The organism is Arthrobacter sp. FW306-06-A, from assembly GCF_021870055.1.
GTDB lineage: Bacteria > Actinomycetota > Actinomycetes > Actinomycetales > Micrococcaceae > Arthrobacter.
The window spans coordinates 3,918,398-3,945,148 of the sequence record NZ_CP084552.1 but is presented as its reverse complement, the minus strand read 5'-3'; the positions used below and the strand labels follow the sequence as shown (position 1 = coordinate 3,945,148).

Below are 26,751 nucleotides of genomic sequence, written 5' to 3'. Positions count from 1 at the left end.
AAGTGGTCTGGTTCACATTTTTCGAAAGCGCAGGAAATATACTTTCAGTCCTGCTCCTGCGCAGAAAGCGTGCAAGAGAGGAGCGGGGCGCGTGGAACTTAGTGAGGAAGACCTGGCCCTGATCCAGGTCCTGCAGAGCTCGCCGAGGCTTGGCTGGGCGGACGCCGCCAAGGTGCTCGGTGTGCACGCAACCACTCTGGCCGCCCGCTGGGAACGACTGAAGTCCAGCGGGGCAGCGTGGGTGACTGCGCACCTGGCCGGAGACCCGAAGCAGATGCTCCTTGCGTTTGTGGCCGTGGATTGCGACATGAACCTCAGGGGCAGTGTTACCGAGCAGATTGCCGGCATTCCGGAGATTGTCACCGTGGAGGAAGCTGCGAGCAACCGGGACCTGATGCTCACAGTCATCACCGGTTCTTTGGCTGATTACAGCAGCCGTGTGGCGTCCCGCCTCAAGACCATCGAGGGGTTGACGAAGTACCAGACCTCCCTGTGCACCAGGCTTCATGCCAGTGCGGATGAGTGGCGGCTGAACATCCTCGATAAGACCCAACTGGCCACACTGCGGACACTCGCCCAGCAACGCGCCAACGAGGCAAAACAAGCGGCCGCTGCGGCCGCCCGGCTACCCGAAAGCCACCTGGACCTGCTGCCGTTCCTGGCCCGTGACGGCCGGGCAACCGCGGCTGATATAGCCCGTGAACTGGGGCGGCATCCGGCCACGGTGCAACGGCAGCTCAACCGGGTACTGGCCAGCGGAATTCTCCTGTTCCGGTGCGAAATCGCACAGGGCTACTCGGCCTACCCGGTCACCTGCCAGTGGTTCGCGAAGGTCCCGGCCGGCCAGCACGAGGAGGCGGCGGCCGCGATCCGCACCATCAGCAATGTCAGGCTCAGCGCTTCCACCACAGGTCCCACCAACTTTGTGATCATCATGTGGCTGCAGTCCCTGGCGGATGTGATGACGGCGGAGCTCGCCCTGCAGCAGAAGGTGCCGGGCCTTGACCTGGTGGAGAGCGTGGTCATGCTCCGGACCGTGAAGCGCGTGGGCTGGATGCTGAAGGAAGACACGACGGCGAGTGGCGCCGTCGTCCATGCCGGAAACCTTGGTGCCGCGGACTGAAACGGGGCGACAAAGTGGGGAACCAGGAGCCTAACCCCTGGTTCCCCACTGTGGACCTGGAAGGTCTATTTGCCGCCGTGCACTTCCACTACGGCGCTCTTCTCCCATGGGGTCCAGTCCGACCAATGGCCGCCGTGGTTTTCCACCCGGAATGAGACGAGTTGGTAGACCTTTTCGCCCTTGCGGTCATGGTTGCGAACATCGACAAAGTAGTGAACGGTCCTCGCGTCGTCATGGCGGCCAAATTCCTCTGTGAACTGTCGTTTGACGAGGAGGTCATCGTGGTGGCGCTCGTCTTCATAGATCCGCTGGCGGATCTCGACGGTCTTTTGGCCGTTGCAATCCACTGTGATCCTGAAGTCGACGTCGTTCCCGCGGAGATCCTTTGGATCCAGGGGGTTGACGGTACAGCCGTTACGGCTTGTCTCCGCGTTGGCGGGTGCGGCCATTGCCAGGGAAACCCCGAGCAGGCCCAGTGAAACCAACGGAACCAGGGCCGTCCGTGCCTTGGTTGGGCGGTTTGTTCCAGTGTTGGACATTTTTCGTTGCTCCTCAAAGGGGTGTGATTCACCTTTGCGGGCAGCCTTCAGAACCGTCGCGACTGATGAGCATGTTGTAAAACCGGTGTGGCGGCCCCGTGCCTGCCCGTCCCATTTCAGACAGCTCGCCCGCCGAAGCGGGTGGCTTCGACTCCGGATCCTTCCGCTTGATGTTCGCGCGGTTATCCGGTCGTTTAATCTTCCGCCCGCGCTTTGGGGGCGTACTAGGGGAGCACCTACCCTGCTTGTGCGGGGTTTTCCCGTGGGTAGGCGGAACGGGCCGCCGCTTGTCGCGGCCGTGCCGCACACTGTTTCCATGACATTTGCGAATGTGGGAACCCTTGGTACCAAGCCGGGGCAGCGCGATGCCCTCGTTGCCATCCTGCTTCGGCCCAAGCCGGAGATGCGGGAAGCCGGTTGCTTGCTCTATGAGGTGGGCATCAACGATGACGTGCCGGACACGGTGTTCGTTTCCGAACTCTGGGAGTCCGCAGAGGCGCACCAGGCCTCACTGCAACTCGACAGCACCCGCGCGGCGATAGCGGAGGCCACACCGCTTCTGTCCGGGGAGATGGGCGGCCATCGGTTCACTGTCCTGGGATCGCCACTGCGGTGAGTTTTGCCTCGAGCAGCGACCCTTCGGCTTTGCCAAAACAGGATGTTCCGTGATGAGTGGACGGGCCTGATCGGGGTAAGGGACGTCACATGAAACCGTTGCCTGCACTTGAGCTTGTCACCCGCCTTGAGGACGCCGAATGGCTTGACCCGCTGGCCAAGAGCGTCAGGAAGGCCGTCAAAAAGGTCATCAAACCTCAGTGGGCCCGCGACATCCTGCATGGCGTTCCCATCGGACACCCCGTGCATCCCCTTGCCGTCCAGGTCCCGCTCGGCGCCTGGGTGTCAGCCGGTGTCCTCGACGCGGTTCCAGGGGCTGAAAAAGCGGCAAGCCTGTTGATCGGAGTGGGAACTGCCAGCGTGCTTCCGTCTGCGCTCGCCGGGTTCACGGACTGGTCCCAGCTGCACCCGCAACAGCAACGGGTTGGCCTGGTGCATGCAGCGGCCAATGTGACGGCAACGAGCCTTTACATCGCATCACTTATCCAACGGGCCAGGGGCAGCCAGGGCAGCGGCAAGGTTCTTGCCTATCTTGGGCTTGCCACTGTGGGCGCTGGCGGTTTCCTTGGCGGCCACCTTTCCTACCGCCAGGCCGCCGGCGTGAACCACAGTGAGGACGTCCCGCACCGTTTCCCCTCCGGCTGGCACCCGTTGGCGCCGTTGGCGGAGCTGCCTGAGGGTGGCCTGCACAAGCGCGAGGTGGCCGGCATCCCGCTGTTGGTACACCGCGAGGGCGACACCGTCAACGTACTGTCCGACGTCTGCAGCCATCTTTCCGGACCGCTTCACGAAGGAAAGATCAAGGACGACGACGGCGACCCGTGCGTCGTCTGCCCATGGCACCGGAGCACTTTCTCGCTGCGCACCGGAGAGGTGAAGGCGGGGCCGGCAACTTCCCGGCAGCCTCTTTTCGAGACGCGCGTCAGTGGAGAGCTTGTGGAGGTGTGCCTGCCCGGGGCGGACGGCTAGAAAGGCCGTTCGGCCCTACTGGGCAAGATAGGGCGGCGGAAAACTGGGTGCATGCGAGGTCCAGTGGTGCAACTGTCCGACCGGTCACCGCTGCGGTGCAAGGGCGAATCTTGTGCATGTCGATCTTTCGCACGCCTGTGCTCCACCCGTCCCCTCATTTCCAGCGGTGTGATGCCACGGTGATGCGGGTTTCGGAACCGCGGGAGATTGCCTCCGGCGTGGTGCTCATGACCGCCGGTACGGGGCCTAGGGCCGCAAACCTCTACCTTGTCCGTTCGGGTTCCGGCTGGGTAATGGTTGACTGCGGGTGGGCCGGCAGTGCAAGAGCCGTTCTCGGTGCTGTGGAAAAGATGCTCGGAGCCGGGAACGCGCCGGCTGCCATTTTCCTGACGCATATCCACCCGGACCACTCAGGTGCCGCCGGTGCACTGGCGCGCTCTTGGAACATCCCGGTGTACGTCCATCAGGCTGAGCTGCCAATGGCTGCCGGGCGCTACATTCCCGAATTCTCGATGCCGCTGGACCGCTGGCTGGTTGCCCCGTTCCTGTGGTCATTGCCGACTCGTGCCCGCCGACGCATGGAAGCGGCAAACGACATCTCCGACGTGGTGCAAGGACTTCCGCGCAGCGGGGAAGTTCCCGGTCTGCCAGATTGGGCTGCCGTTCCGACCCCTGGTCACACACCCGGACATGTCGCCTACTGGCGCTCCAGGGACGGCCTCCTGATGACTGGAGATGCGGTGGTGACGGTGAACTTGAACTCGCTGCGCGGAGTCCTGCTGGCATCACCTGATTTGTCCGGCCCGCCCTGGTACACCACCTGGAACTGGAAGATGTCCTTGGAATCAGTCTCGCGATTGGCGGAGTTGGGCCCCCGCTTGCTGGCGCCCGGTCACGGGCAGCCCCTTGCCATGGGGGTCGTTCCCCGGCTCCGCGCCATGGCCACGAAGGAGCAGGCACAACGGCTGGTACGCCGACGCCGCACCGGCGGAGCGCCCAAAGCTGCATGAACCGGAGCTCAAAGCTGACTAAACCGTAGCGCCCCAAAGCTGCCTAATGGGGAAGTCCCGTGGGGGTTTGCTGCGGTCAATTTTACGTGGGGGCATTAGGGCTTTCGCTGAGGGGTATGCCGGCTTCATGCTGTGCAGGGCAGCATCATTTGGGCAGGGCTGCATCACGTGGACAGAGCGAAGGGCGATGCAAGGAGTTCGGCCCACAGCGGATCATCCGGTGCGAGATCATCGGGGTCTATGAGTGAGTCGTCGTCGGGCTCCCACAGTGGGAGGTCTTCCGGGCTGGCATCCACACACCTGGCATTGGCATTTGCACACCTGGCATCGAGGCACTGGTATTCGGTGGGCGTGAGCCATTGCGGCCAGTGTGTGGGTTCTGGGTGGGGGTGTTCGGGTTTGTAGTGGCGGCCGGTGGGCGAGGTCCAGCCGGGTGATTCGTTGTTGGTGGCCGGGTCTGGTGTCCATTGGGTGTGGTGTTTGAGCCGGTGGTGTTTCGGGCACAGTTGTGCCAGGTTGCCGGCCCCGGTGGGTCCGCCACATCCCCAGGCTTTCAGGTGGTCGGTTTCGTTTTCCGGGGTGCGGTTGGTGCAGCCGGGGAAGGTGCACTTGCCGTCGCGCATCCTGATCCAGCGTTTGATGGTTTCGGTGAGCCGGTAGTTCTTCCGGCCGATCTCCAAGGGTGCCCCGTCCCTCGGGTCGACCAGGACGCGGTAGAAGGAGTCCGCGCCGTCGGCGACCAGTTTGCGTGCGGTGGATGCCGGGATGGGTCCGAGCCCGTCGAGCATGGCGGGTTCCTCCGTGAGTCCGAGCAGGGAGAACACCGGCACCGTGACCAGGACGTCCGCCCGCGGGGTGGGGACCTTGCCCGGTTCGCTCGCTGATCCAAGGAGCAGGGATGCTGCGATGTCGGGGCGGAGTTGGGTGATGGTGCGTGGTTCGTTGGGGCCCTGGAGGCCGCGGGCGGTGGCGGTGGTGCGGTTCCAGATGGCGCAGGCGGTGTCGCCGGGGAGGTAGAGCGAGACCCAGGCCATGCCGTCCCGGTCCGGGGTGTATTCCATCCGCCGGTCCGCCACCCCTTTGGCGTGGCGTTTCTGCAGTGTCTCGGGGTGGTGGCGTTCGCGCCAGTTACGGACTTTGGCCCGGAACCGGGAGGGGACGAGTTCGCCCGGGGCTGCGCCGCGGCCGGGGTGGGGTGCGTCGGGGTCGAAGAAGTGCGCCACCAGCGCGGCAGCACCGGCCGGATCGAGGCCCTCGGTTTCATCGGCGATTACCCTTGCGTGCTGCCAGGACATGGCCCCGGTGGCCAGGGCCTGGAACACCGGTGGGAGGGAGCAGATCGTCCGGGACTGTTCCACCAGAGCACCTGCGGCGGCGGAGCTGATGGTCAGGACCCCTGCGATCTCCTCCACCACGGACATCTCGGCGTAGGTACGGTCCTGCACCGACGCGTCGGGCGGGGTCATGGCCTGCTGGAACCCGATCGCCTCGGCTGCATCCCGCGCCTTCATGGCGGCAAGCTGCGCTTCCAGGCGGGCTGCGAGTTCGAGCCGTTCCAGCCGGATCTCGTACCGCCGCTGCAGCACATCGACACCCGGACCAACACCAACGCCGGAACCGAGAGCAGCGCCCGAACCAACAGCAACCCCGGAAGCCAGGAACGCATCCTCCCGGTCCAGCACACTTATGGCGTCCAGCGCATCAAGGGCAGCCACAGAGGCTTGAACACCCTGCACACCTGCTCCGACACCGCTGCTGCTTGCCATAGAAGAATCATCCAACAGGGGTCCGACAATTTGGGTTGCGAGGCAATGAGGGAGGACAGCTACGAGGAAGCTCACTCAGTTCACCCGATCGGATGCACCCACTCACCCCCACGCAGCACCCCGGCCACCTGCAGATCCTGGCCAAGCATCACGATGTCCGCGGGCATCCCGGGGCGGAGGTCCCCTGCTTTTGCCGAAAGGCCCAGCACGGATGCCGGGACAGCGGAAGCGGACGTCACGGCATCCTGAAGGGGGACACCTGCGGCGACGGTAGCCCGGACTACGTCCATTAGGGTGGCGGTACCGCCGGCGATGGCACCCGTACCATCCACGCGCGCCACCCCGCCGCTCACGGTTACTTGGAGCGACCCCAACCGATACTGCCCATCCTCCAAGCCGGTTGCGGCCATGGCATCGGTCACCAGGGCAATATTGCCCGCTCCAACAAGGTCGAACACCAGCTTCACCGTCTCTGGTGCCAGGTGCACGCCGTCGGCGATAAGCTCCAAAACTGCTTTGCCGGCCCGTGCCAAGCTGAGGCTGGCCGAGACGGGGCCGGGGGCGCGGTGGTGCAGCGGGGGCATCGCATTGAAAAGGTGTGTCACGGTGGGCCGGATCCTGCCGTGACTGTCAGCCGCAGAACGCAACCCGGCGCCCGCGCGCTCAAGGAAAGCAGCCGCCGTCGTATGGTCAGCAGCGGTGTGGCCCAGGGACGGGACAACGCCGCGGGTACTGAGCTGGTCGACCAAGCTGGAGGCACCCGGGAGTTCTGCTGCCAGCGTCATGGATGTGAGTGAGGACCCTGCCGCTGCCAGCAGTTGGATCAGCAAAGCAGGATCCGGGTCCGTCAACAGGTCAGGGTCGTGGGCGCCGCACTGCTGGGTAGAGAGGAAAGGACCTTCCAGATGGGAGCCTGCAACCAAGCCCTGCTCGCTCAGCTCCCTCAGCACGCGCAGGTTGCGGATCAGGTCCTGGGGTTTCCCGGTAACAAGACTGGCGAGCAGGGTGGTGGTGCCGCGGCTGTGCAGGTAGCGGGCTGCCCGGGATACACCGTCCAGGTCGCCCTCTGAGAAGTCCGAACCATAGGCCCCGTGGCAGTGCAGGTCCACCAGGCCCGGCACGAGAACCCGGCCGCCAGGCCCGTTTTCTGGAAGAACCCCGGAAAATTCCGATGCTGGCCCCGCGAAGGCAACCAGGCCGCCGTCGACCGCTACAACCCCGTCCGGTATGTCCAAGGCGGCGGTGACAATCCGCCCGCGGAGGGTCAATTCGCTGCTCATGGTGCACCCGCCTCCCGCCACGGATTATGTCACAGGGCCCGAACGCGCACTCGGGCAAAAAATCGCGCCCCGTTATTTCGCCCTCCCAATGGGAACATCTACAGTGGAAGTACTAAGCATGCTGTCTATTTCGGAGGTTGAACCTAATGCGAAAAGTTTCTGCGCTTGGAGTGGTTGCTGCTGCGATGCTGGCGTTGGCCGGCTGCTCGGGAGGAGGCGGCGGTACCGCCAGCCCCTCGGGCACGGCAAGCACGTCGGCTTCGGCGTCGGCGTCTGCCAGCAAGACGGCCGAGGCCAAGGTCTATTCGGAAGATCAGCTCCGTGACCTCATCTCCGGCATGAAGGACGCGGACGGCAACGAGCTCAAGCTGTACTCCAAGGAACAGGTGAACCAGGGTGGCAATATCGCCAATCTGCTCATGAGCACGGCGACCATTGATCCCAAGGAGTGCAAGGATATTGCCACCGCGGGCCTGCTGGACAAGGTGGAAAACGGTGACGTAGCCGTGGCGCTTTCCGAAGGCAACCAGCCGCGAACGCTGTCCGCCCAGTCCGGCAGCAACGGCCCGGATGCTGTCAAGACACTGACTGACATCAGCGACAAGATGGACCAGTGCGCCAAGTTCTCGGTCTCCGCGTTGGGACAGAAGTACGACGTTTCCAGCGAGAAACTGCAGGCGGATACGGACGCGGAGAAGACCTTCGCCACGGTCAGCACCCGCAGCGGTGACAACCAGCAGAAGCTGATGCAGGTGTCCGCTGCCCAGGGCCGGCTGTTGGTGGTCGCCACCAAGAGCGGCTCTGACCTGGGTGACAAGGACCAGAAGGAACTTGAGGGTCTCATCAACGACGTGCTGAAGAAGGCCGAGAGCGGCGGCGCAACTTCCAGCGCCACCTCCACCTCCACCAGCTCGTCCGGTTCGGGAAGCATGTCCTCGCCGAGCAGCTCAGCCTCGTCGACGGCCTCGCCGACCTCTTCGTCGACGATGTCATCCGGCAGCGGCGCCTCGTCGTCGGCCTCCCCGGCTGCTTCGCGGTAGCAGGCACCTTCTCAGTATCAGCGTGTGCGGGTCGGGACCCCCTGGTCCTGGCCCGCACGTTCTGTATCCGCATTTTTTCTAGGCTGGCCAACGGCCAAACAGCCGTAAGAAGACCAGCCGCGCGTCCAAGTCGGCCGCAACCTCGTCCGCCGTACGTGACGCGTCGATCTGCACAAAGCCCGCGAACTCCGGCAGTTCGCGGTACCCGCTGCGGAAAGCTGCGAGGTCATCAAGGGTCTCGGAATCCGTTCCGCGGGCAGTGATCCGGCGGTGTGCTTCGGCATGGTCAAGATCCAAGTGAAGAATGGCGTTTGGCTGCGGCAGCCGGGCCAACAGCCAGGGAAGGAACCGTCCCCGGGGCAACCCTTTCGCGCGGCGCAGTGCCAGTTGGCAGTGAAGGTGCCGGTCCATGACCACCAATCCATCGAACCGGCTGGCGCGCAGGTGCGAGAGCAGCACGTTGCCCACCCGGAGGACGGTTTCGACGGCGTCAACCAGCTGATCGGGCAGCCGCACTCCCAGCTTGGCCGCGGCCAAAGACATGACGCGGCGTCCAGCATGGTTGCTCACCAGCATGGCCCGGCCGCCACCGGCGCGCACGGCTGCAACCAAGGCGCGTGCCGCCGTCGACTTCCCCGACCCGTCGATGCCCGTCAGCACAATGATCATCCGGCCTCCTCCCGCTGTTCCGTTCAACGCTGGAGGCGGCCGGAGAGTCCCCCACGGGATGCATCTCACAGCCGGGGGACGCGGGCGCTCAATAGGACTGGGGCGGACGAAGGAATACCTTCAGCCCGTAGGCTGGAGTCCGGACAGGGGTCCTCCCTGGCCCGGAACAGCAGTTCCGCAACAGCAGTTCCACAGCAGGCAGTTCCCAGGTGAAAGGCAGGACCATGACCGTTTCCAGCGACGATCCCCAGAACACCGCAGACCTCCGCGGCCCAGGCGACCCGGATGAGGCCAAGGACCAGGCCACAAAGGCACCTGTGTCGGGCCAGCACCTGGAACAGGCGGGCGCGGAAAACATCCGGGAGGAACAGCAGACCCATGCCGCCGGAACCGTTCCGGCGTCCTATGTTGGCGGCGAAGAAGCGGCGCGGGAACCCGAGCCGGAGGACGCCCTCAAGGACCAGGGAACCTGGGACGACGAAGTCTAGGCATGATCAGCCACGCCGATATAGAGCAGGCGGCACGCCGGACAGCGGGCCTGATCCGCAGGACACCCGTGCTGCAGGCAGACCCCGGAGTGTTCAAGGGCGAGGTCTGGTTCAAGTGCGAGTTCATGCAGCACACCGGCACGTTCAAGGCCCGCGGTGCGATCAACCGCATCCTGGCCAGCAAGGAGCGCGGGGAACTGCGCGCGGATGTGGGAATTGTGGTGGCCTCCGGCGGAAACGCCGGACTGGCCAACGCCTATGCGGCGAAACAACTCGGGGTGCCGGCCACCGTGTTCGTTCCCGAAGCCGCGCCGGCCGTCAAGGTGGCCAAGCTGAGGGCCATCGGAGCCAGCGTGGTCCAGGGCGGCGCCGAGTACGCCGCCGCCTACCAGGCCGCCGTGGCCCATGCAGAGGAAACCGGCGCCGTCTACTGCCACGCGTATGACCAGCCCGAAATAGCTGCCGGCGCCGGAACCGTGGGCTCCGAGCTGCTGGAACAGTTGCCGGACATCGATACAGTCCTGGTGGCCGCGGGCGGCGGCGGGCTGATGGCGGGAGTGGCGGCCGCCGTCGAAGGGTCCGCCAAAGTGGTGGCGGTGGAACCGGAAAGTGCGCCCACCCTGCACGCCGCCCTCGCGGCCGGCCAACCGGTGGACGTGGCTGTTTCGGGCATTGCCGCGGACTCCCTGGGAGCCCGGCGGGTAGGCGACATCGGATTCTCCGTCGCGGTCCGCTGCGGCGTCGTAAGCGTCCTGGTAACGGACGAACAAATTGTCGCCGCACGTTCAGCGCTGTGGAACGACTACCGCATTGTGGTGGAACATGGAGCGGCGGCCGCCTTCGCGGCGCTGGCGTCCGGAGCGTACGTGCCGGCGGAGGATGAACGCGTCGCCGTCATCCTGTGCGGCGCCAACACGGACCCCGCCACGCTCTAGGGCCATCAACAAAAAGGACCGGCCACCTGGACAGGTGGCCGGCCCTTTCGTCCAAGCTCTTAGCCGCCCGCCTGGCCGCAGAACTTGCTGTAGGTTGCGCCGGCTTCCTGGTAGCCGGACTGGAGATCGGCCAGCTTGTCCTTGTCCGGGTTCTCCTTGGCCTGTTCGTCCGTGTACGCCAGGATCGAGGCGAGGGCGGGCTTGAGGTCGTCGGAGGCCACCGCGTGGATGGGGCGGATCTGGTTGGCGAGGTTGTTCATGCCCGTCTTGCCTGCGTTGTTGGCGGGGTTCGACACAACGGCCTGGATCCGCTCGCAGGTTTCAGCGGTGGTCAGTTGGTGGGTGGCGGTGCAGGCCGTGGCAGAAGCAACGAGGCCGGCGGCAAACAGGGCTGTGGCGAATTTCTTCATGGGTCCCTCGGTAGTGGTCAGAGGGTTCGATTGTAAGCAGATTGGGTACCCCGATGCCTTCGCGGGCCCAATACCCGAGCTTAAAATGGCAGCACCAATCGTGCGGAGCTCGCCGCAGATGGGCCCCGTGCGCATCAGCCGAGACTAAGGAACCAGCATGCGCCGAACAGTACGCCGACGCGCCGCAGCCGGCCTCATTGCCACTGTTTCATTGCTCCTTCCCACGGCCCTTCCGGGCTTGGCGGCGCCGCCTTCAGGGGAGATAGTGCTCGACGGCGCCACCTCCGCCGAGGGTATCGCGGCAGGGGAGGGCAAGACTTTTTACGCGGGGGAACTCACTACCGGTGACATTTTCCGCGGCGATATCCGCGACAGCACCGCCACCCGCTTCATCGACGCACCCGCGGGGCGCGCCGCCGCCGGGATGAAGGCTGATCCCTGCCACGACCTGCTGTTCGTGGCGGGCGCCGATACCGGGAAGGCCTTCGTCTACAACACCGACACCGGGAGGTCCGTTGCCGATATCGACCTGGCCAAGGGATTCATCAACGACGTCACGCTGACCGATGAAGGCGCCTGGTTTACCAACTCGGCCGCAGCGGAACTCTACTTCCTGCCCGTCGGAGAGGACGGCAAACTGGGCAAGGTTAAGACCCTCAAGCTGAGCGGCCCGGCCGCGGACCTCAAGCAGGGGTTCAACCTTAACGGCATTGCCGCAGCCCGGGAGGGCCGAGTGCTGATCGTGGCGCACACTGTTGACGGCGCCCTTTACACAGTCAACCCAAAGACGGGCGCGAGTGCGGCCATCAAAGGGGTCAACGTTCCGTTCGTGGACGGCATCCTGGTACGAGGCCATACCCTCTGGGCGGTCCAGAACCAGCTCAACCAGATAGTGCGCGTGGACCTTTCCGGTGACCTGTCCTCCGGCGTTGTTGAGGACACCATCAAGAGCGATGCGTTCAATGTCCCCACCACCGTGGCGCTGTTCGGAAACACGCTTGCCGCTGTCAACGCGCAGTTCAATCAGCCGCCCAGCCCGTTCGAGGTGGTGCTGGTTCCGGCCCGGAAGTAGCAGGTGAAAGAAAAACTGGCTGGCAGTGGGAACTGCCAGCCAGTTTTTGTATGCGACAAATCAGATGGTTCGAGGGGCCTTGGCCAGGTTGTCCTTCAGTTGCGTGGCGTTCTGCCGTGCCACATAGGCCGGGCGGTCGCGCTCCACGCGCCAGCTCTCGGAAAGCGGGCCGACGTTGACGGTGTCGAAACCGAATTCGTCGTAGAGGCGGGTCACCAGTTCAGCGGCTTCCGGGTAATCGCTGGCGGTGGCAAGGGCGCGGCGGTTCTCCGTGCCGGCCGGAGTCCCGTCGGTGGTGATGTCCTTGGCCATGATGTGGTTGAAGCCCTTGGCTACCTTGGACTGGGGGAGGTGTTCCTGCAGCATCCCGGAGGTGGTGGCCTCGCCGTTGTCCAGGGCGGGAATGCGGCCGTCCCGCTCCCAGTAGTAGTTGTTCGTGTCGATCACAATCTTGCCGGCCAGCGGTTCCACCGGGACGTCCTTGTAGTTCTTCAGCGGCACCGTGACCACGGCGAAGTCGCCGGCCGATGCCGCTTCAGCTGAGGTGGCTGCCCGGGCCTTCGGGCCAAGCTCAGCCACCAGGTCCTGGAGGGTTTCCGGCCCCCGTGAGTTGCTGATGACCACGTCGTAGCCCAGCTCCACGGCCTTCCGTGCAACCTGGCTTCCAATATGTCCTGCACCGATGATTCCGATTGTTGTCATATGGGCGGCAACACCGCCCCCCGCCGAGATATTTCAGCTGGTCCAGGGGAATAAAAGGGCTGGTCCGTGCCTACTTTCGGGTGCCTACTTTCCCAGGTAGCGCCCCGGCCGGTGGTTCAGCGCGAGAATGAGGTTCAAGAGGGTGGCGCCTGCAGCGGACAGCAGCACCATCAGCGGTGGAACGAGCACGAGCGACGCCACCACGATGGCCACGTCCAGCACCATCTGCACATACCCGGCCCGCCATTTCAGCTTCTCCTGCAGCAGCAGGGCCAGGATGTTGAAGCCGCCCAGGCTTGACTGGTGCCGGAACAGGATCAGCAGTCCGACTCCGGCCAGCAGGTTTCCGCCCAGCACGCCATACAGGGGGTCGATGTGCAGCGACCCCAGGGCCGCCGGGTGCAGGCTGGCCATCAGGGACACCAAGGCAATTGCCGCGCCGGTGCGGAGGGCGAAGTTCCAGCCTTTCTTCCACACCGCCAGCACGAAGAACGGCAGGTTGACCGAGAAGAAGATGACGCCGAACGGCAGCGCCACCGAGTAGCTCAGCAGCAGCGCCAGCCCGGCGGTGCCGCCGGTGACGGCACCGCTGGACTTGAGCAGGAACAGCCCCAGCGATGCGGCGAACGTGCCCGTCAGGATGCCCAGGACATCCTCAACCACGGAGTGGCGGGCGGCCGACGGCGGCGCGGAACCTGCCGTCGTCGGCTCTTCCACCTGCCGGGCCGGGGCAGCGACGGTTGCGTCAGCGGGAAGTCTCGTGGAGGTGCTCACCGGGACACAAACCTCTCGCGGTCGGCCAGGACCGCCAGCACGCGGTCATTGGTGGCCGCGTCGGCCAGAGTGATCCGCACGCCGTCGACGGCATAACCGCGGGCAAGGATGTCGGCCCCGGACAGTGCATCCAGGGGCCGTTCCCGCAGTTCGTCGGAGGCGCGGATCCAGTAGAAGTTGGCCTGGCTGTCCGGCACGTCCCAGCCGTAGCCGCGGAGGGCCTGGATGACCCGGGTTCGTTCCTGCGCCACGGCCTCGGTCCGCTCCAGGATCTGGTCCGCGGCAGCGAGTGAGGCAACCGCGGCGGCCTGCGCCATCCGGTTCACGCCGAACGGAACGGCCGTGCGGCGGAGGCCTTCGGCGATACCGGGACGGGCAATGGCGTAGCCGATCCGCAGCCCCGCCAGCCCATACGCTTTGGAGAAGGTTCGCAGGATGCAGAGGTTTGGGTAGCGGCGGTAGAAGTCCAGTGAGTCCACGCCGGAGCCGCGCTGAAACTCGACGTACGCCTCGTCCAGCACTACCAGCACCCGCGGGGGCACGGACTGCAGGAACTCTTCCAGTGCCTCCGGGTTGATGGACACGCCGGTGGGATTGTTCGGCGAGCACAGGATCACCAGGCGGGTGCGATCGGTGATGGCAGCCGCCATGGCCTGAAGGTCGTGGTGTTCGCTTGCCAGCAGCGGTACGGGCACCGAAACGGCTCCGGCCACCGCCACCAAAATGGGATACGCCTCGAAGGACCGCCAGGCGTAGACCACCTCGTCACCGTGCCCGCAGACGGCCGAGATGATCTGCTGCAGCACACCTGAGCTTCCCGGGCCCGCCGCAATTTCCTCAGGGCTGACGCCAAAGTGCCCGGCAATGGCTTCACGTGCCTCCACCGCACCCATGCTGGGGTACCGGTGGATACGGTCTGCCTCGGCGGAAATCGCCGTGACGACGGACGGCAGGGGAGGAAAGTGGCTTTCATTCGAGGCAAGGGCGGCGGTCAGGTCGGACTGCGCGCTCTTGCCGGCCACGTAGGCGGGGAGTTGGGCGACGGCGGCGCGGACCTCGGGTGCCGCGGCTTCGGAAAGGGTGCTGGTCATGGACAGCATGGTGCGGGAGTTCGGGACGTTTGCGCAACAGGGGTGGATTGGGCAGGACAGATCCAGTAGTTGAGCTGCGCTTGAGTGGCAAAATGCTCAGTATGCACCTCATTGACGCGCTGGACGCAGAGATCCTCCTCACACTGGACAGTGACCCGCACGCGACGGTACTGTCCCTCTCCAGAACACTGGGCGTGGCACGCAATACTGTCCACGCCCGGCTCCGCCGCCTGGCCAGCGACGGCAGCCTGGCCCCCTTCAGCCAACGGGTCCGGACAGCAGCGTTGGGCCTGCCGCTCATCGCGTTCATCTCCATTTCCATCAGCCAGTCCTCAAGTGACATCGCCGTCGCGGCGCTGCAGACCATCCCGGAAATCATCGAGATGCATGCCACCACCGGGGATGCAGACCTGCTCGCCAAAGTGGCCGCGAGGGACCCGGCCGACCTGCACCGGATCACCAACGCGATGCTGGCGATTGACGGCGTCGTACGCACCAGTACCGCCATGTCCCTGGTCGAAGTAATGCCCACCCGGACCGTGCCGCTGCTGCAGGCTGCCGCGGAGAAGGGGCATGTGCAGAAGCAACCGTAAAAGAACATATTCTCCCAATCACTTTCGGTCAAACCCTTGACCGGGTTTGTCAGACGCTGATAGACCTAGAGGGCAGAAAGCGCTTCCTCGTAGTCCGCACTCCTCGAAACCACTCGCGATGGGTCAATAACGCTCTACGAATGAAACGTTCCAAAAAGACAGCGGCGGACTCAGCCGCCGCTGCATCAAAGGAGATGTTCTTTTGGCAAACCCCTCAATTCATTCCCCAAAAACTCTGGCGGGCGGGGCTTGGAAGGCGGCGCCGGCAGCAGCGGCTACCCTTACCGCGGCTGTTCTGGCCTTCACCGGTGTCCCCCTTGCCGCCGCTGATCCAGGCGCAGGAAACCCTGCCTCTCCCGCTGCCCCCGCAGGTCCAGGCCTCACCCGGCAGGTGGAAAACCTCGACCGTGCCCCGGTTGCCGTCCTGACCGGTCAGGGTGTTTCGCTGGGCTGGCGCATGCTGGGCCTGGACAAGGACAGCGTTGGCTTCCAAGTGATCCGTGACGGTGCCATCATTACCGACGAGCCGATCCGGGACACCACCACGTACCTGGATCCGGACGGCAAGGCCGACTCCAAGTACGTCATCAAGACCGTGGGCAACGGCAACGGGCAGGACAAACTCAGCGCCGAATTCACCCCGCTGGCCCAGAACTACCTGCCCATCAAGCTGGATAAGCCGGCCGATGGCGTCAGCAAGGATGGAAAGCCGTACACCTACAGCGCCAACGACTCCAGCGTGGCGGATCTGGACGGCGACGGTGCCTACGAAATCATCCAGCTCTGGAACCCTTCCAACGCGCAGGACAACTCCAAGTCCGGCTACACGGGCAACGTCTACGTGGACGCGTACAAGATGGACGGCACCAGGCTGTGGCGGATCGACCTGGGCCGCAACATCCGCGCCGGCGCGCACTACACCCAGATGCTCGCCTACGACTTTGACGGGGACGGCAAGGCCGAAGTCGCCTTCAAGACTGCGGACGGCACCACTGACAACGCCGGTACGGTCATCGGCGACCCCGCGGCCGATTACCGCAACAGCGCCGGCTACGTCCTGTCCGGGCCCGAGTTCCTCACGGTATTCAACGGCGCCGCCGGCACCATCATGGACACCGTTCCGTACGACCCGCCGCGCGGCAGCGTTGCGGCCTGGGGGGACAACTACGGCAACCGCGTGGACCGTTTCCTCGCTGGAGTGGCATACCTGGACGGCGAACACCCGTCCATGATGTTCAGCCGCGGCTACTACACCCGCACCGTGCTGGTTACCTATGACCTGGTGAACGGCAAGCTGGTCAAGCGCTGGAAGTTCGACTCCGACGTGGCGGGTGCCGAGTACAAGGGCCAGGGCAACCACAACCTGTCCGTGGCGGACGTGGACCAGGACGGCAAGGACGAGTTCGTCTTCGGCTCCATGACCATCGACGACGACGGGTCGCCGCTGTACAACACCAAGCTCGGGCATGGCGACGCCATCCATACCGGCGACCTGGACCCCTCGCGGCCCGGCCTGGAAACCTTTGCTGTGCACGAGAGCATGAGCGCCAGCGGCAACCGGGGCGCCACTTTCCGCGACGCCGCCACTGGTGAAGTCCTCTGGAGCATCCCCGCTGTCAAGGACACGGGCCGCGGCGCCACCGGAGATATTGACCCCCGGTTCCCCGGCTCTGAAAGCTGGGCAGTGGGCGGCGACGCCGCCTGGAACTCACCCGTCGGATTCCTGATGTCGGCCAAGGGGGAGCGGATTTCGGACAAGATCCCCGCCGCCAACTTCATGGCGTGGTGGGACGGCGACCTGCTGCGCGAGATCGTTGACCATGACTTCGACGCCAACGCGGGCATGGGCGTACCCACCATCTCCAAGTGGAACTGGGAAACTGAAACCAGCGAACGGCTGCTGACCGCCGCCGGCGCCCGCACCAACAACCACACCAAGGGCAACCCGTCGCTGCAGGCGGACCTGCTGGGGGATTGGCGCGAGGAGCTGGTGTACCCATCGGAGGACAGCAGCGAACTGCGGATTTACACCACAACTTCGCTTACCGAGGTCCGGCTCCGCACCCTGATGCATGACCCCATGTACCGCACCGGCGTGGCGCGCGAAACGGTCGGCTACAACCAGCCGCCGCACCCGAGCTTCTTCATCGGCGAGGGAATGCAGGCCCCGGCCGCACCGGCTGTCTTCTACGCAGGCAAGACGAAGTAAACCTTCCCGGACGCAAGAGCGCCGCCCGCCTTGGGGGAAGGCGGGCGGCGCTTGCTTTTGGGCTGGATCAGCGACCGGGCGGGTCGGAGATCCGGCGGGGTCAGTGACCGCCGAGGTTGCCGCCGACAGGCGGCAAGCCGCCTTCGGTGCCGCGATCACCCTCGCGCCGTTCGCCGGCGCTCAGGTTCTCGCCTTCGAGTGTCTCGTCCGACTCGCCGGTAGTATCCACCAGGCCGTTGGTCTGGTCGAACGTATGCCCGATCCGGCTGTCATCCAGATCGGCGACGGAACCGGAGGAACCGGCAGCCGCCGTCGTGCCCGCCGCGGGAACTCCGGTGCCCGCGTCCGCTGCGCCGGCCGTGGCGCCGGTGGTGAGCGGCTCAGCCGGAACAACCGGTTCCGCCGGAACCACGGGGGTGGTCTCGGTAACGGTCACGTCGGCAGTCTCGGTCTTGTCCTTGTTGCCGCTGGCCGCCATGGCTGCCGCTGCTCCCGCGGCCGCCGCCAGGCCTACGCCAGCCGCAACCTTGCCGGAGACGCCCGCCTTGCCGGAATCGCCGCGGGAGGCGCCGGCGTGTTCAACACCGGGGGTGCCCACAGCGGAACCGGCGTTGACGGATCCACGCCAGGCACCGCTCGCGTAGCCCTCGTCCTCGATGAATTCCTTGAACTTCTGCAGGTCCGATTCGGCCTGGCGGTCGACGACGTTGAGCTTGTCGCCCACCTTCTCGATCACGCCTTCGGGCTCGTATTCGAGGGTCAGCTGGATGGAGGTCTGGCCGCCTCCCACGTCCTCGAAGTCCACTGCGCCGGCGTTCGTGGCGCCTTCGGTGGCGGCCCAGGCAACCCTGCGGTCCGGGACCTGCTCAAGGATCCTGGCTTCCCACTGCCGGCGGACGCCGCCGATCTCGGCCACCCACTCCAGCCTCTCGTCGCTGAGCTGCGTAACGCTCTTGACGCCGCCCATAAAGTGGGGGAACTCCTCGAACTGGGTCCACTGGTTATAAGCCGTGCTCACCGGTACGTTCACCAGAATGCGTTTTTCCACCTTCGTGCTCATAACGTCTCCTTCGCTTTGTTACCGGGAACTGATGATTTGGTAAAAATCATCAGCATGCTTACCAACATACCTTTTGGTTGCTTCGGTTTCCAGAGCGGGTGGTGCAAAAGGTGAAACCCCGGCGGGGCTTGCCCTACCTAGGGCGCCACCACGACGCCATACGAGCCCTCGTTGAGGTTGCTGGGTGTGGAGGAAGGGGCCACCACGCCGAAGTCGTAGCCCTTGGCCCGGATTGCGTCAATGGTTCTGGCCAGGTAGTCCCATTGCGAGGCGGGGCAGGACAGGACGTCGTTGCCGTCGTGGAGCAGGATGATCGCACCGGGGGCAACCTCATCCATCACGTACTTCTGGACTCCGGCTGCGCCGGGGCACTCGTAATCGCCGGGTTCGCCGACCTCCCAATGCCATTGGATTCCGCCGCTCATGCCAATGCTCCTGATGTAGTCCAGGGAGTATGGGGTGCTGTTGCCGAACGGGAAGCGCATGAGTTTGGGTGTCGTACCGGTGATGGACTTGATGGCGGCGTTGGTGCGGTCAACCTCCTGCTTTTGGCTGGTTTGGTTCAGGTCGGGGAAGTTTGGGTGGTTCCACGAGTGGTTGCCGATCACATGTCCCTCGGCTTTGATCCGCCGGACGAGGTCGGGGTACTGCTGGACGTGGGAGCCCTGGAGGAAAAATGTTGCCTTGACGCCCTTTTGTTTGAGGACATCGAGGACAAATGCGGTGCGTTGGGGCGAAGGACCGTCGTCAAAGGTCAGGCCAATCAGTGGCTTGTCGGCGGCTTGGGCTGATGCGGCTGGACCCCCGGCCAGCAAGGCCAGGATCAAGCTCAGGGCGGCCAAGGCCATGACCGCAATTTTGCTCTTCATGGTGCTCTTTCCCTTCCCAAGGTCGCTTTCAACCTTGTTTAGGTGCAGCACCCTATGGCGGGCTTAAAGCGGGTGTAAACAGGTGGCAGGCGTCGAGTGCGTAACTTCTGTGGGCGCCCCAAAAGGGCGTTATGCGGCCGTTATCTTCCTCCGCGCGAGGCGCGGAAAACGGACGACGGCGGCATCTGGCCTTCCTTGGAATCAAAGCCGGGTGCCGCCGTCGTTGGTTTCTGGCTGGGAACGTTGCGTCAGTCCAGGTGGTCGCCCACCAGGGCCAGGTTCTGGATGACCGCAAGGCCGAACTGCGCGGTGTCATTGGTGGAAACGGTGGGCGCCTCATCCACAGGCAACAGCACGTGCGGCGGCTCGATCTTCCGCAGCGTGAACGCGGATTCGTGGTTCAGGTGCTCCCCGCCCTCGGCGAAGCTCTCCCAGGCTTTGGCCGCAAGGTCACGGTCCTGCAACCGCGCGGCGGCATAAGCCGTGAGCCGGCTGTGCGCCTGCGTGAGGTAGATGCCCTCAAGCGGCTGGCCCACGGCTTCCACCTGCTCCTCCTTGGTGGCCAGGAACAGGCGGCAGTACTGCAGCCAGGCCCGCTCGAACTCCGGATCGTCCACCAGGTCCACCAGCTCGCTGCAGATCTCCACCAGCCCGAACACGGCACTGAGGTGCGACACTGACATCTGCTCGCGGCCGGTATCGAACCGGCCCTTGTCCAGGTCGTACAGTGCTTCGCCTGTGAGGAAGCCGTACTTGAGCGCGCCGATGTCCGCCATGGTGCCCAGCAACCGGTCGCGGGAGCGCGGATTGCCGGTGCGTTCCCAGTCCGTCAGCCAGGCGGCCGCAAGTGAGCCCCAGTCCGTGCCGAGCCCCACGCCCAATGCCCCGCGGTCGGGCCGGTAGGTGGCGGCGTCCGGGCGGACCTTGCGGACCGGGTCCAGGCCCAGGAAGTTCTGGTCGCTGTCCACCAGTTCCGTCAGCAGGTCCCCGGTGCGCTCGTCGGCGGTCAGGTAGTAGTAGAAACGGCGGTAGGCGGGGGTGCTGATCCGCAGCTGCTTGGCGCTGCAGCCCCAGTGCTGGACGTTGTGCCGCGACCCCAGGCCCTTCCAGGGGCCGAGATGGTAGACGTCCACCTCGCCCGTATGCCGGGTCATGGCCTCGGCGAAGCGGAAGATGTCCGCCCGGCCCGAGCGCAGGTAGGAGTACCAGAGCCAGAGATCGGGGGAGAGTTCGGAATTGTCCCAGGCGTAGCCGCCGATGTCGTAGCGCCATACGTGACGGTCGAAGTCGTAGGTGTGCATCACGTCGCCATAGTTCCAGAAGCCGTACCACCGCCGCTGCTCCACCTGACCGGCGTAGAAGTTGAACAGGAAGTCCAGGCGGTCCTCCAGGCGGGCCCGGGCCGGGGTACTCCGGTCCACTGGCATCCAGTCGCCGAACACCCCCACCGAGTGCAGGTATTCCGGCGTGGCCTGCAGGAGAGCGGGGGTGGAAGCGGAGGCAGCATCTGCGGCCAGGCCTTCGGTGGACGGGGTGGCTTCATAGGCGAACAGGGTTAACTCATGCGTGCGGGCAATGCCCTTGGGGTTGCCGAAGCCCGGTTCGTAGTCCTCATACGTAATCTCGAGGCCCTCCAGCTGTTCGGCGAACGTGTCCTGGCCCAGGCCGTCGTGGTAGAACCGCAGGTCCATCGGCTGCGCTTCGGGCGAGTAGAGCCAGGCCGTAAGCGCTGCTTCGCCGGTGGCGGCGCCGCGGATGTCCAGCTGCCCTGGATGGGACTGCCAGAAGTCCTTGATCCCCACGCCCAGGCCACCCTGGGAGTCGCTCAGGGAGCAGAATCCCGCCGAGCGGCTTCCGCCGGAGATGCCCACCCAGCCGTGGCCGGCGGCAGTGCGCTTGCGCAGTTCGAAGCCGTCCGCACTGAGCTGGCTGAGGGTGTAGTCGCCCCAGGTGGGGATCAGGTGCAGGCGGGCCGAGACTTCCGGGTTCCAGGTGTCCAACGGGGGAGTGGGGCGGCCGGCGACCTGCGCCTCCCGCACCTCCGTGCCGGGGTCACGGCGGAGTCCGGTGAGGCCGCGGACCGCTTCGGTGAGGAACCCGCCGTCGGCGCCCGCAATGCGGATATGGCGGTTGTGCGGGTCGTCCTCCAGCGGCACCGTAAAGCGCACGCCGAGTCCGGCCAGGAAGTCCCGATCCGCGTCCCCGTCCCAAACAAAGGAGTGCACCATCCGAACGCTGCGGGCGCCGGCATAGAAGTAGAACCGCACCACGAACGGCAGCCACTCCCGTCGGCCGCTTTCCGGTTCGTCCGGGCGATGGGTGCCTTCCAGCCGGACCACGGCGCGGACGGGGCCGCTTTGTTCGAGGACGACGGCGGTGACCTCACCGGTGAAGGCATGGCGGCCCAACGTACCCGCACCTTCCGGAAGGCCGTCCTGCAGGAGGCTGACGAGCTTGGCGTCCCCGGCAACTTCCCGGCCGTCCCGGACCAGGCTGCTGAAGAGAGTGGAGCCCCTGCGGTTGAGCACCATCGTCAGGAGGCCTGTGTGCACGGTCAAAGTGCCGGCACCTTCGGTGACCGTGACTGAAGCGGCGTCCGACGGCGGCTGGCCGGCCGCGGTGGTTGTGCCGCCGTCGGCCGTCACGTGGTAAGTCTTCGACGGCGCGTCTGTTGCCGCCAATGCGATGCCTGCCCACTTCAAGGATCCGTCCGGCCAGGTGGCCAGCGGCCACGCCTGGCTGGGAATGGGCGTGCCGGTGGCGTCGGATACTGTCAGCGCCTCCGTGCCCGGCACGAGGCCACGTACGAAAGGCATGCCCCATGTGGTTCCGCCGCTGATTTCTGTTGGGCCCTGCCCGTCGATCCACCTGATGAGGGTGCTGTCCGTCATGTCATCCAATTCCGCTGCTGATTGCCGCGCGTCTACGTCCCAACCAAGTGGGAAAGCGCTTTCTGGGGTTGGATTACAACGTAGTAGACAAGTGCCAGGCAGGCAAGGGGTTTTTGCCAGGCGGGACAGTCCCGCGGAGTTGAAGCGGGCAGCCGTGGGGCTGGTAGACCGGAGAGGTACTACTTCTTGGCCGCATCCCCTTCGTCGTCTGCGCCTTCGGCGGGATCCTGGGGGTGGACGCGCAGGTCGCTGGGGTCGGCGTTGGGGTCGCCTTCGGAGGGGGCCTGGTTGTGGACCCGGTCGTCGTCATCCTTGGCTCGGTTCTCAGTCATGGCTGCTCCTGTCATGGGTAGAGCTGGGGATCGTGGATTGGGCCATCCCTCATTCAGCGCTTCGCTTCCGGACCTGTCAAGGACCATCCACGCACTCTGGCCGGGCCTTGCCTTGTGTGCTGGACTGGGGGAGCAGTTGGCACCACCGCCGTCCCTTTGGTCTCCCCCGGGGAGAACGGCACCATTTCCAGCCAAACTCAGCCAGCCGGCGTGGACCGGCTGTTGGAAAGGATCACTCATGGCGACATACAAGATCGGATATTTCGTGGGCAGCCTGGCGAGCGGCTCCATCAACCGGACCCTGGCAAAGGCCTTGATCAAACTGGCCCCCGAAGAACTCGAATTCACCGAGATCCCCATCAAGGACCTCCCGCTGTACAGCTACGACTACGATGCCGATTTCCCGCCCGAGGGCCGCGCCCTCAAGGAAGCCATCGAGGCTGCCGACGGCATCCTGTTCGTGTCTCCCGAATACAACCGGTCCATCCCCGGCGCGCTCAAGAACGCCATTGACTGGGGCTCGCGTCCTTGGGGGACCAACTCATTTGCCCGCAAGCCCACGGGCATCATCGGCGCCTCTCCCGGCAGCATCGGCACCGCCGTGATGCAGTCGTCCATGCGCAGCGTCCTGAGCTTCCTTGATGCGCCCCAGCTGAACGCACCGGAAGCGTACATCACGTACAAGGCAGAAGTTTTTGGCGACGACGGGGAGGTCAAGGACGAGTCCACAGCCAAGTTCCTGGGGCACTACATGGACGAGTACGCCGCTTTCGTTGCGCGGGTCCTGGCAGCCAACGCGCCCGGCCACATCGGCGACCTGGAGCCTGACTCCGCCAAGCTCTCCCGGTAGTTCCGGTAGTTCCTGCAGCTCATGGGCCGGGGCATTCCTGGGGCGTACGGATGCCCGCCGTCCCAGCGACGGTGGGCATCCGTATCTGTGAGTCCTTGACGGTCCGCGAGTCCGGTTAGTCCAGCGGCAGCGTGACCGTGACGCTGGTGCCCCGGCCGGGGCTGGAGGTAATTTCCACCGTTCCGCCCGCTTCCTGGACGGCCACTGACATGAGCCGGAGCCCGTAGCCGTGGTGCCGCCCGGTGGTGGCGAGGTTGCTGTCAAAGCCTGTGCCGTCGTCGGACACTGCCAGGCGGATGCCGTGGTCAACCGCGGCAAGCTGGATGGCGAGCGTGTGCGCCGAGGAGTATTTGAACGCGTTGCTCAGTAACTCGCGGGCGGACTGGTACAGCAGGGATGCGGAGTCCGCAGGGATCTCGAGGCCCCAATGGGGAGTGTCCCATTGGACCACCGTCCCCTGCTGCCGCAGGGGTGCCGTGAGCCGGTCGATGCACCCGGCCACCCCCAGGGTGTGGAAGTCCAGCGGCTGCCGGTCTGTCAGTACGCCGCCCACGGTTGTGACTTCGTTGTCCAACGTTGTTTTGCTTCCCATGACTTTCTGCTCCCCAAAAAGCTGGCTTTGCCGATGCCTCCAGCGTGGACCCGCAATGTCTAGGGATGGCAAGCTTTGCCTCAAGATCCCATCAATTTTGCGCGGCGGGGGAGGATGGCAGCCGCCTTTTTGCAGTGGCTGTGACATGGCGCGCTGCCAGCCCCATTGTTTTATCCCCGTTGGACTGGGGACGGAGGGCATATGCCTACTTGGTTGACTTCGATCGTATGGGGCACCGGCGCCGGAGCTGCGCTGGTCCTGGGAGCCGCTGTGTCCTGGCGGTGGGCGATACCACCGAAAGTTGTCTCCACGGTCATGGCCTTCGGCGCGGGGGTGCTGATCTCCGCCCTTGCCTTTGACCTGGTGGACGAGGCCGTCCAAGGCGGCGGTCTGTGGCCGACAGCGGGAGGCTTCCTGGCTGGTGCGGTAGTGTACGTCGGCGCGAACATGCTCCTGGCCCGGGTTGGCGCCAAGCACCGCAAGAGGTCCGGCGGCCAGCAACCCTCCGAGCAGGACGCGCCCGGCAGCGGCACGGCCATTGCTGTCGGAGCGTTGCTGGACGGGCTGCCGGAATCGGTGGTCCTGGGCGTCGGCCTGCTGGCTGGGGGAGGGATGAGCCCTGCCATGCTGGTGGCGGTCTTCATCTCCAATTTTCCTGAAGGGCTATCGGGTACCGCGGGCATGAAGAAGGCTGGCCGGAGCAAGGCTTACGTCTTTGGGCTCTGGGGCGGCATCGCGGGCCAGCCGGGAAGTGGCGCGGCTGGTCAAGGAAGGTGTGATCCGGCTACTCGATCTGCTCGTCATCGCAAAAAACGAGGAGGGCTTGGTCGAGGTGGTCGAGCTGACCGACCCGGGTGGTCAGGCGAAAGAGTTTTCATACTTGGAGGGGGTGCAGTCAGGCCTTCTCGGTGAAGAAGACATTGGGGAGGCGGCTGGCGCTGTTCTCCCGGGAAGCCTGGCGGTGCTGATCGTGTACGAGAACATTTGGGCGGCGCCTTTCGTAGCGGCCGTGCGCGACGCCGGGGGCGAGCTCGTCGCGAGTACGCGGATCCCCGCGCCCGATGTGATGGCAGCATTTGAAGCCCTCGGCGCAGCACCGCCCGTTTCCTGACCGATACGACCGGATTGAAGAGGAGAAGAGAGACGATGGGACTGCTTCGAGGCGTGGTGCGTACCGCTGTCGTTGCCGGGACGGCTTCGGCGGTCAGCGGCAGGGTCCAGCGCTGGCAGGCTGAGAAATTCGCGGACAAGGATGCCGGGATCGCTGCCAAACAGCAGGCGATGTATGAGGCCCAGATGGCATCGGCCCAGCCCGCCGCCGCTGCTGCAACCGGAATTTCCACTGAAGCTCTCGAGCGACTCAAGGAGCTCGGGGCACTGAAGGAGCAGGGCATCCTCAGCGAACAGGAGTTCGAGGCGCAGAAGGCAAAGATCCTGGGGAGCTGACGCTGCGCCACATCAGGTGGCGGTATCTCGTGTAGCGTGCAGGGAGATCACCAGCCTGAGGGGGCAGCGCTTGACCATCCTGACCGTTCAAAGACCAGCACCACCGTTGACTTTGTTCTGGAAGCTCACCATCACCCTTGCCGCGATTGTCGGCACTGGCACCTGCGTGGTCCTGGGGTTCATCTACGTACACTTCTTCGTCGGAGTCCCCGGGACCGTCGAAGTGCTCGAGCGGCAATTGACCAAGCAGGATGCGGTCCACGCCATCCAGGACGACGAAGGGGATGCCGAAATTCGGGAGAGCAGGTTCCTTGCCTCTTACGAGTCGACGTCCTACTACGCAGCGCCTGGCATCGATCCTGGCGTAGCGTGCTTGGTGGTGACGTCTCCTTGGGACGACGAAAGGTCCTACTGGGAAATGTGCCATGAGGTCCGTGACGGCCGGGACGTCCTGGTGGGGATCCAGGATCCCGACAGCAGGGACGTCCTCTTCGTGCCTGACCAGTTCGACCACGCACCGCTGGAACGGGACGGGTGGATGACGCTGCACCGCAACCTTTTGATCCGGCCCCTGACTGAAGTACCTCAACCAGCGGAACCACCGACCAGCAGCGCTGTACAGCAGGAGACCCGGCAGGGACAGGTAATCCTTATCTGAACCGGAAGCCTTCTGGTGGCTGGCACCCAGCCCACGTGGAGTCTCCCCCTTCGGGCAAAATCACGCTCCCGCCGGGACCGGCACCGTGAGCCTGCCGTCCCGCATGGTGGCCACAACGTCGGTCAGCGGCACGAACTCGGTGTCATGGGTGACCATTACCGTCGCCACCGAAAACTCCGTGGTCACGTCCCGCAGGAGGGCGATGATCGAAGCACTGCGCTCATGGTCCAGCGCGGCCGTCGGCTCATCCACCAGCAGCACCTTCGGACTGCCCATGAGTGCCCGGGCGATGTTCACGCGCTGGCGCTGGCCGCCGGAGAGCTGGTGCGGCAGCTTCCGGGCGCTGGCGGATAGCCCGACGACGTCCAGCAGTTCGGCGGCCCGGACCCTGGCCGCTTTGGCGGGCCTTCCGCGAAGGTGGTCGCTGATGATGAGCTGTTCGACGGCGGTAAGCGAGGGCAGCAGGTTGGGTTGCTGGAAGATGATGCCCACCTTTCCCCGCCGCAGGGCCGTAAGCTCCTTGTCCTTGAGCCCGGAAGTATCGGTGCCGTCGATCATGACCTGGCCGCTGGTGGGGCGCACCAGGGTGGCGGCGGTGGCCAGGAGGCTGGACTTCCCGGACCCCGAGGGGCCCACGAGTGCAACGAACTGCCCGGCTTCCGCGGTGAGACCCACCCGGTCCAGGGCGGTGGTGGTGCCGCCGCCATCGGGATATTCGAGGGTGACGTTGGCCAGGGTGAGGGGAACAGGAGTGGTCATGACGGGTTC

Annotated in this window: 28 protein-coding genes and 1 pseudogene; 15 read left to right on the top strand and 14 right to left on the bottom strand. The window is 65.1% G+C overall.

Annotated elements, in window-relative coordinates; genetic code table 11:
* Window positions 1-91: 91 nt before the first annotated feature.
* Window positions 92-1,123: an Lrp/AsnC family transcriptional regulator gene (locus LFT49_RS18495; RefSeq protein WP_237429026.1), complete on the top strand. Its 1,032-nt coding sequence runs from the start codon at window positions 92-94 to the stop codon at window positions 1,121-1,123.
* 65 nt (window positions 1,124-1,188) lie between these two features.
* Here the strand turns inward: LFT49_RS18495 and LFT49_RS18490 are convergent, their stop codons facing one another.
* Window positions 1,189-1,662 (bottom strand): hypothetical protein, encoded by a 474-nt coding sequence (locus tag LFT49_RS18490; RefSeq protein WP_237429025.1) that lies wholly within the window; start codon window positions 1,660-1,662, stop codon window positions 1,189-1,191.
* A gap of 316 nt (window positions 1,663-1,978) precedes the next feature.
* Between LFT49_RS18490 and LFT49_RS18485 the strand changes: the two genes are divergently transcribed.
* The 3 genes from LFT49_RS18485 (at window position 1,979) to LFT49_RS18475 (ending at window position 4,256) form a co-directional block, all read left to right on the top strand.
* Window positions 1,979-2,278 (top strand): putative quinol monooxygenase, encoded by a 300-nt coding sequence (locus tag LFT49_RS18485; protein ID WP_237429024.1) that lies wholly within the window; start codon window positions 1,979-1,981, stop codon window positions 2,276-2,278.
* 89 nt (window positions 2,279-2,367) lie between these two features.
* Window positions 2,368-3,246 carry a Rieske 2Fe-2S domain-containing protein gene (locus tag LFT49_RS18480; RefSeq protein WP_237429023.1) on the top strand — a complete coding sequence of 293 codons (879 nt, stop codon included), beginning with the start codon at window positions 2,368-2,370 and terminating at the stop codon, window positions 3,244-3,246.
* Window positions 3,247-3,362: 116 nt separating this feature from the next.
* The gene (locus tag LFT49_RS18475) at window positions 3,363-4,256 is read left to right on the top strand and encodes an MBL fold metallo-hydrolase (RefSeq protein WP_237429022.1); all 894 of its coding nucleotides are present in this window, start codon (window positions 3,363-3,365) and stop codon (window positions 4,254-4,256) included.
* A 164-nt stretch (window positions 4,257-4,420) separates the two neighbouring features.
* On the opposite strand, the gene LFT49_RS18470 is transcribed toward LFT49_RS18475, so the two are convergent.
* Window positions 4,421-6,022: an HNH endonuclease signature motif containing protein gene (locus LFT49_RS18470; protein WP_237429021.1), complete on the bottom strand. Its 1,602-nt coding sequence runs from the start codon at window positions 6,020-6,022 to the stop codon at window positions 4,421-4,423.
* Between the two features lie 80 nt (window positions 6,023-6,102).
* The gene (locus tag LFT49_RS18465) at window positions 6,103-7,302 is read right to left on the bottom strand and encodes an N-acetylglucosamine-6-phosphate deacetylase (RefSeq protein ID WP_237429020.1); all 1,200 of its coding nucleotides are present in this window, start codon (window positions 7,300-7,302) and stop codon (window positions 6,103-6,105) included.
* Window positions 7,303-7,448: 146 nt separating this feature from the next.
* On the opposite strand from LFT49_RS18465, the gene LFT49_RS18460 reads away from it, so the two are divergent.
* Window positions 7,449-8,342 (top strand): hypothetical protein, encoded by an 894-nt coding sequence (locus LFT49_RS18460; protein ID WP_237429019.1) that lies wholly within the window; start codon window positions 7,449-7,451, stop codon window positions 8,340-8,342.
* Between the two features lie 78 nt (window positions 8,343-8,420).
* On the opposite strand, the gene LFT49_RS18455 is transcribed toward LFT49_RS18460, so the two are convergent.
* On the bottom strand, window positions 8,421-9,011 hold the full coding sequence (locus LFT49_RS18455) for an AAA family ATPase (protein ID WP_237429018.1): 591 nt from the start codon (window positions 9,009-9,011) through the stop codon (window positions 8,421-8,423).
* Window positions 9,012-9,235: 224 nt separating this feature from the next.
* On the opposite strand from LFT49_RS18455, the gene LFT49_RS18450 reads away from it, so the two are divergent.
* Together LFT49_RS18450 and LFT49_RS18445 are read left to right on the top strand one after the other, a co-directional pair.
* A complete protein-coding gene (locus tag LFT49_RS18450) occupies window positions 9,236-9,499 on the top strand; it encodes a hypothetical protein (protein ID WP_237429017.1) in 264 nt (87 codons plus the stop codon).
* Window positions 9,500-9,501: 2 nt separating this feature from the next.
* Window positions 9,502-10,434 (top strand): threonine/serine dehydratase, encoded by a 933-nt coding sequence (locus LFT49_RS18445; RefSeq protein ID WP_236799767.1) that lies wholly within the window; start codon window positions 9,502-9,504, stop codon window positions 10,432-10,434.
* 59 nt (window positions 10,435-10,493) lie between these two features.
* Here the strand turns inward: LFT49_RS18445 and LFT49_RS18440 are convergent, their stop codons facing one another.
* The gene (locus LFT49_RS18440; protein ID WP_236799766.1) at window positions 10,494-10,844 is read right to left on the bottom strand and encodes a hypothetical protein; all 351 of its coding nucleotides are present in this window, start codon (window positions 10,842-10,844) and stop codon (window positions 10,494-10,496) included.
* A 157-nt stretch (window positions 10,845-11,001) separates the two neighbouring features.
* Between LFT49_RS18440 and LFT49_RS18435 the strand changes: the two genes are divergently transcribed.
* On the top strand, window positions 11,002-11,916 hold the full coding sequence (locus LFT49_RS18435; RefSeq protein WP_237429016.1) for a hypothetical protein: 915 nt from the start codon (window positions 11,002-11,004) through the stop codon (window positions 11,914-11,916).
* 60 nt (window positions 11,917-11,976) lie between these two features.
* Here LFT49_RS18435 and LFT49_RS18430 read toward each other — a convergent pair whose 3' ends face one another.
* The 3 genes from LFT49_RS18430 to hisC form a co-directional block, all read right to left on the bottom strand.
* A complete protein-coding gene (locus tag LFT49_RS18430) occupies window positions 11,977-12,618 on the bottom strand; it encodes an NADPH-dependent F420 reductase (RefSeq protein ID WP_237429015.1) in 642 nt (213 codons plus the stop codon).
* 84 nt (window positions 12,619-12,702) lie between these two features.
* Window positions 12,703-13,335 carry a YitT family protein gene (locus LFT49_RS18425; RefSeq protein WP_236802948.1) on the bottom strand — a complete coding sequence of 211 codons (633 nt, stop codon included), beginning with the start codon at window positions 13,333-13,335 and terminating at the stop codon, window positions 12,703-12,705.
* A gap of 53 nt (window positions 13,336-13,388) precedes the next feature.
* Window positions 13,389-14,483 (bottom strand): histidinol-phosphate transaminase, encoded by a 1,095-nt coding sequence (gene hisC, locus LFT49_RS18420; RefSeq protein WP_442863717.1) that lies wholly within the window; start codon window positions 14,481-14,483, stop codon window positions 13,389-13,391.
* A gap of 92 nt (window positions 14,484-14,575) precedes the next feature.
* Between hisC and LFT49_RS18415 the strand changes: the two genes are divergently transcribed.
* Window positions 14,576-15,076, top strand: a complete 501-nt coding sequence (locus LFT49_RS18415; RefSeq protein WP_236799762.1) for an Lrp/AsnC family transcriptional regulator — start codon at window positions 14,576-14,578, stop codon at window positions 15,074-15,076.
* A 202-nt stretch (window positions 15,077-15,278) separates the two neighbouring features.
* Entirely contained in the window at window positions 15,279-17,285 is a 2,007-nt protein-coding gene (locus tag LFT49_RS18410; protein WP_272912527.1) for a rhamnogalacturonan lyase, read from the top strand.
* Window positions 17,286-17,385: 100 nt separating this feature from the next.
* On the opposite strand, the gene LFT49_RS18405 is transcribed toward LFT49_RS18410, so the two are convergent.
* The 4 genes from LFT49_RS18405 to LFT49_RS18390 form a co-directional block, all read right to left on the bottom strand.
* On the bottom strand, window positions 17,386-18,345 hold the full coding sequence (locus LFT49_RS18405) for an SRPBCC family protein (protein ID WP_236799761.1): 960 nt from the start codon (window positions 18,343-18,345) through the stop codon (window positions 17,386-17,388).
* 137 nt (window positions 18,346-18,482) lie between these two features.
* Entirely contained in the window at window positions 18,483-19,214 is a 732-nt protein-coding gene (locus LFT49_RS18400; protein WP_237429013.1) for a polysaccharide deacetylase family protein, read from the bottom strand.
* A 248-nt stretch (window positions 19,215-19,462) separates the two neighbouring features.
* The gene (locus tag LFT49_RS18395; protein WP_237429012.1) at window positions 19,463-22,105 is read right to left on the bottom strand and encodes an exo-rhamnogalacturonan lyase family protein; all 2,643 of its coding nucleotides are present in this window, start codon (window positions 22,103-22,105) and stop codon (window positions 19,463-19,465) included.
* A 179-nt stretch (window positions 22,106-22,284) separates the two neighbouring features.
* Window positions 22,285-22,437, bottom strand: a complete 153-nt coding sequence (locus LFT49_RS18390) for a hypothetical protein (protein WP_236799758.1) — start codon at window positions 22,435-22,437, stop codon at window positions 22,285-22,287.
* Window positions 22,438-22,675: 238 nt separating this feature from the next.
* Between LFT49_RS18390 and LFT49_RS18385 the strand changes: the two genes are divergently transcribed.
* Complete coding sequence (locus LFT49_RS18385) at window positions 22,676-23,287, top strand: NADPH-dependent FMN reductase (RefSeq protein WP_236799757.1); 612 nt, start codon at window positions 22,676-22,678, stop codon at window positions 23,285-23,287.
* A 115-nt stretch (window positions 23,288-23,402) separates the two neighbouring features.
* On the opposite strand, the gene LFT49_RS18380 is transcribed toward LFT49_RS18385, so the two are convergent.
* Window positions 23,403-23,879 (bottom strand): sensor histidine kinase, encoded by a 477-nt coding sequence (locus LFT49_RS18380; RefSeq protein WP_236820553.1) that lies wholly within the window; start codon window positions 23,877-23,879, stop codon window positions 23,403-23,405.
* A 201-nt stretch (window positions 23,880-24,080) separates the two neighbouring features.
* On the opposite strand from LFT49_RS18380, the pseudogene LFT49_RS18375 reads away from it, so the two are divergent.
* The 4 genes and pseudogenes from LFT49_RS18375 to LFT49_RS18360 form a co-directional block, all read left to right on the top strand.
* A pseudogene (locus LFT49_RS18375) lies at window positions 24,081-24,638 on the top strand (ZIP family metal transporter); the annotation flags it as partial.
* 1 nt (window position 24,639) lies between these two features.
* Window positions 24,640-24,990: a DUF6325 family protein gene (locus LFT49_RS18370; RefSeq protein ID WP_373462130.1), complete on the top strand. Its 351-nt coding sequence runs from the start codon at window positions 24,640-24,642 to the stop codon at window positions 24,988-24,990.
* Window positions 24,991-25,025: 35 nt separating this feature from the next.
* Complete coding sequence (locus LFT49_RS18365) at window positions 25,026-25,325, top strand: SHOCT domain-containing protein (RefSeq protein WP_236799754.1); 300 nt, start codon at window positions 25,026-25,028, stop codon at window positions 25,323-25,325.
* A 106-nt stretch (window positions 25,326-25,431) separates the two neighbouring features.
* Window positions 25,432-25,983 carry a hypothetical protein gene (locus LFT49_RS18360; protein WP_237429011.1) on the top strand — a complete coding sequence of 184 codons (552 nt, stop codon included), beginning with the start codon at window positions 25,432-25,434 and terminating at the stop codon, window positions 25,981-25,983.
* A gap of 60 nt (window positions 25,984-26,043) precedes the next feature.
* Here the strand turns inward: LFT49_RS18360 and LFT49_RS18355 are convergent, their stop codons facing one another.
* On the bottom strand, window positions 26,044-26,742 hold the full coding sequence (locus LFT49_RS18355; RefSeq protein WP_237429010.1) for an ABC transporter ATP-binding protein: 699 nt from the start codon (window positions 26,740-26,742) through the stop codon (window positions 26,044-26,046).
* Window positions 26,743-26,751: the final 9 nt, after the last annotated feature.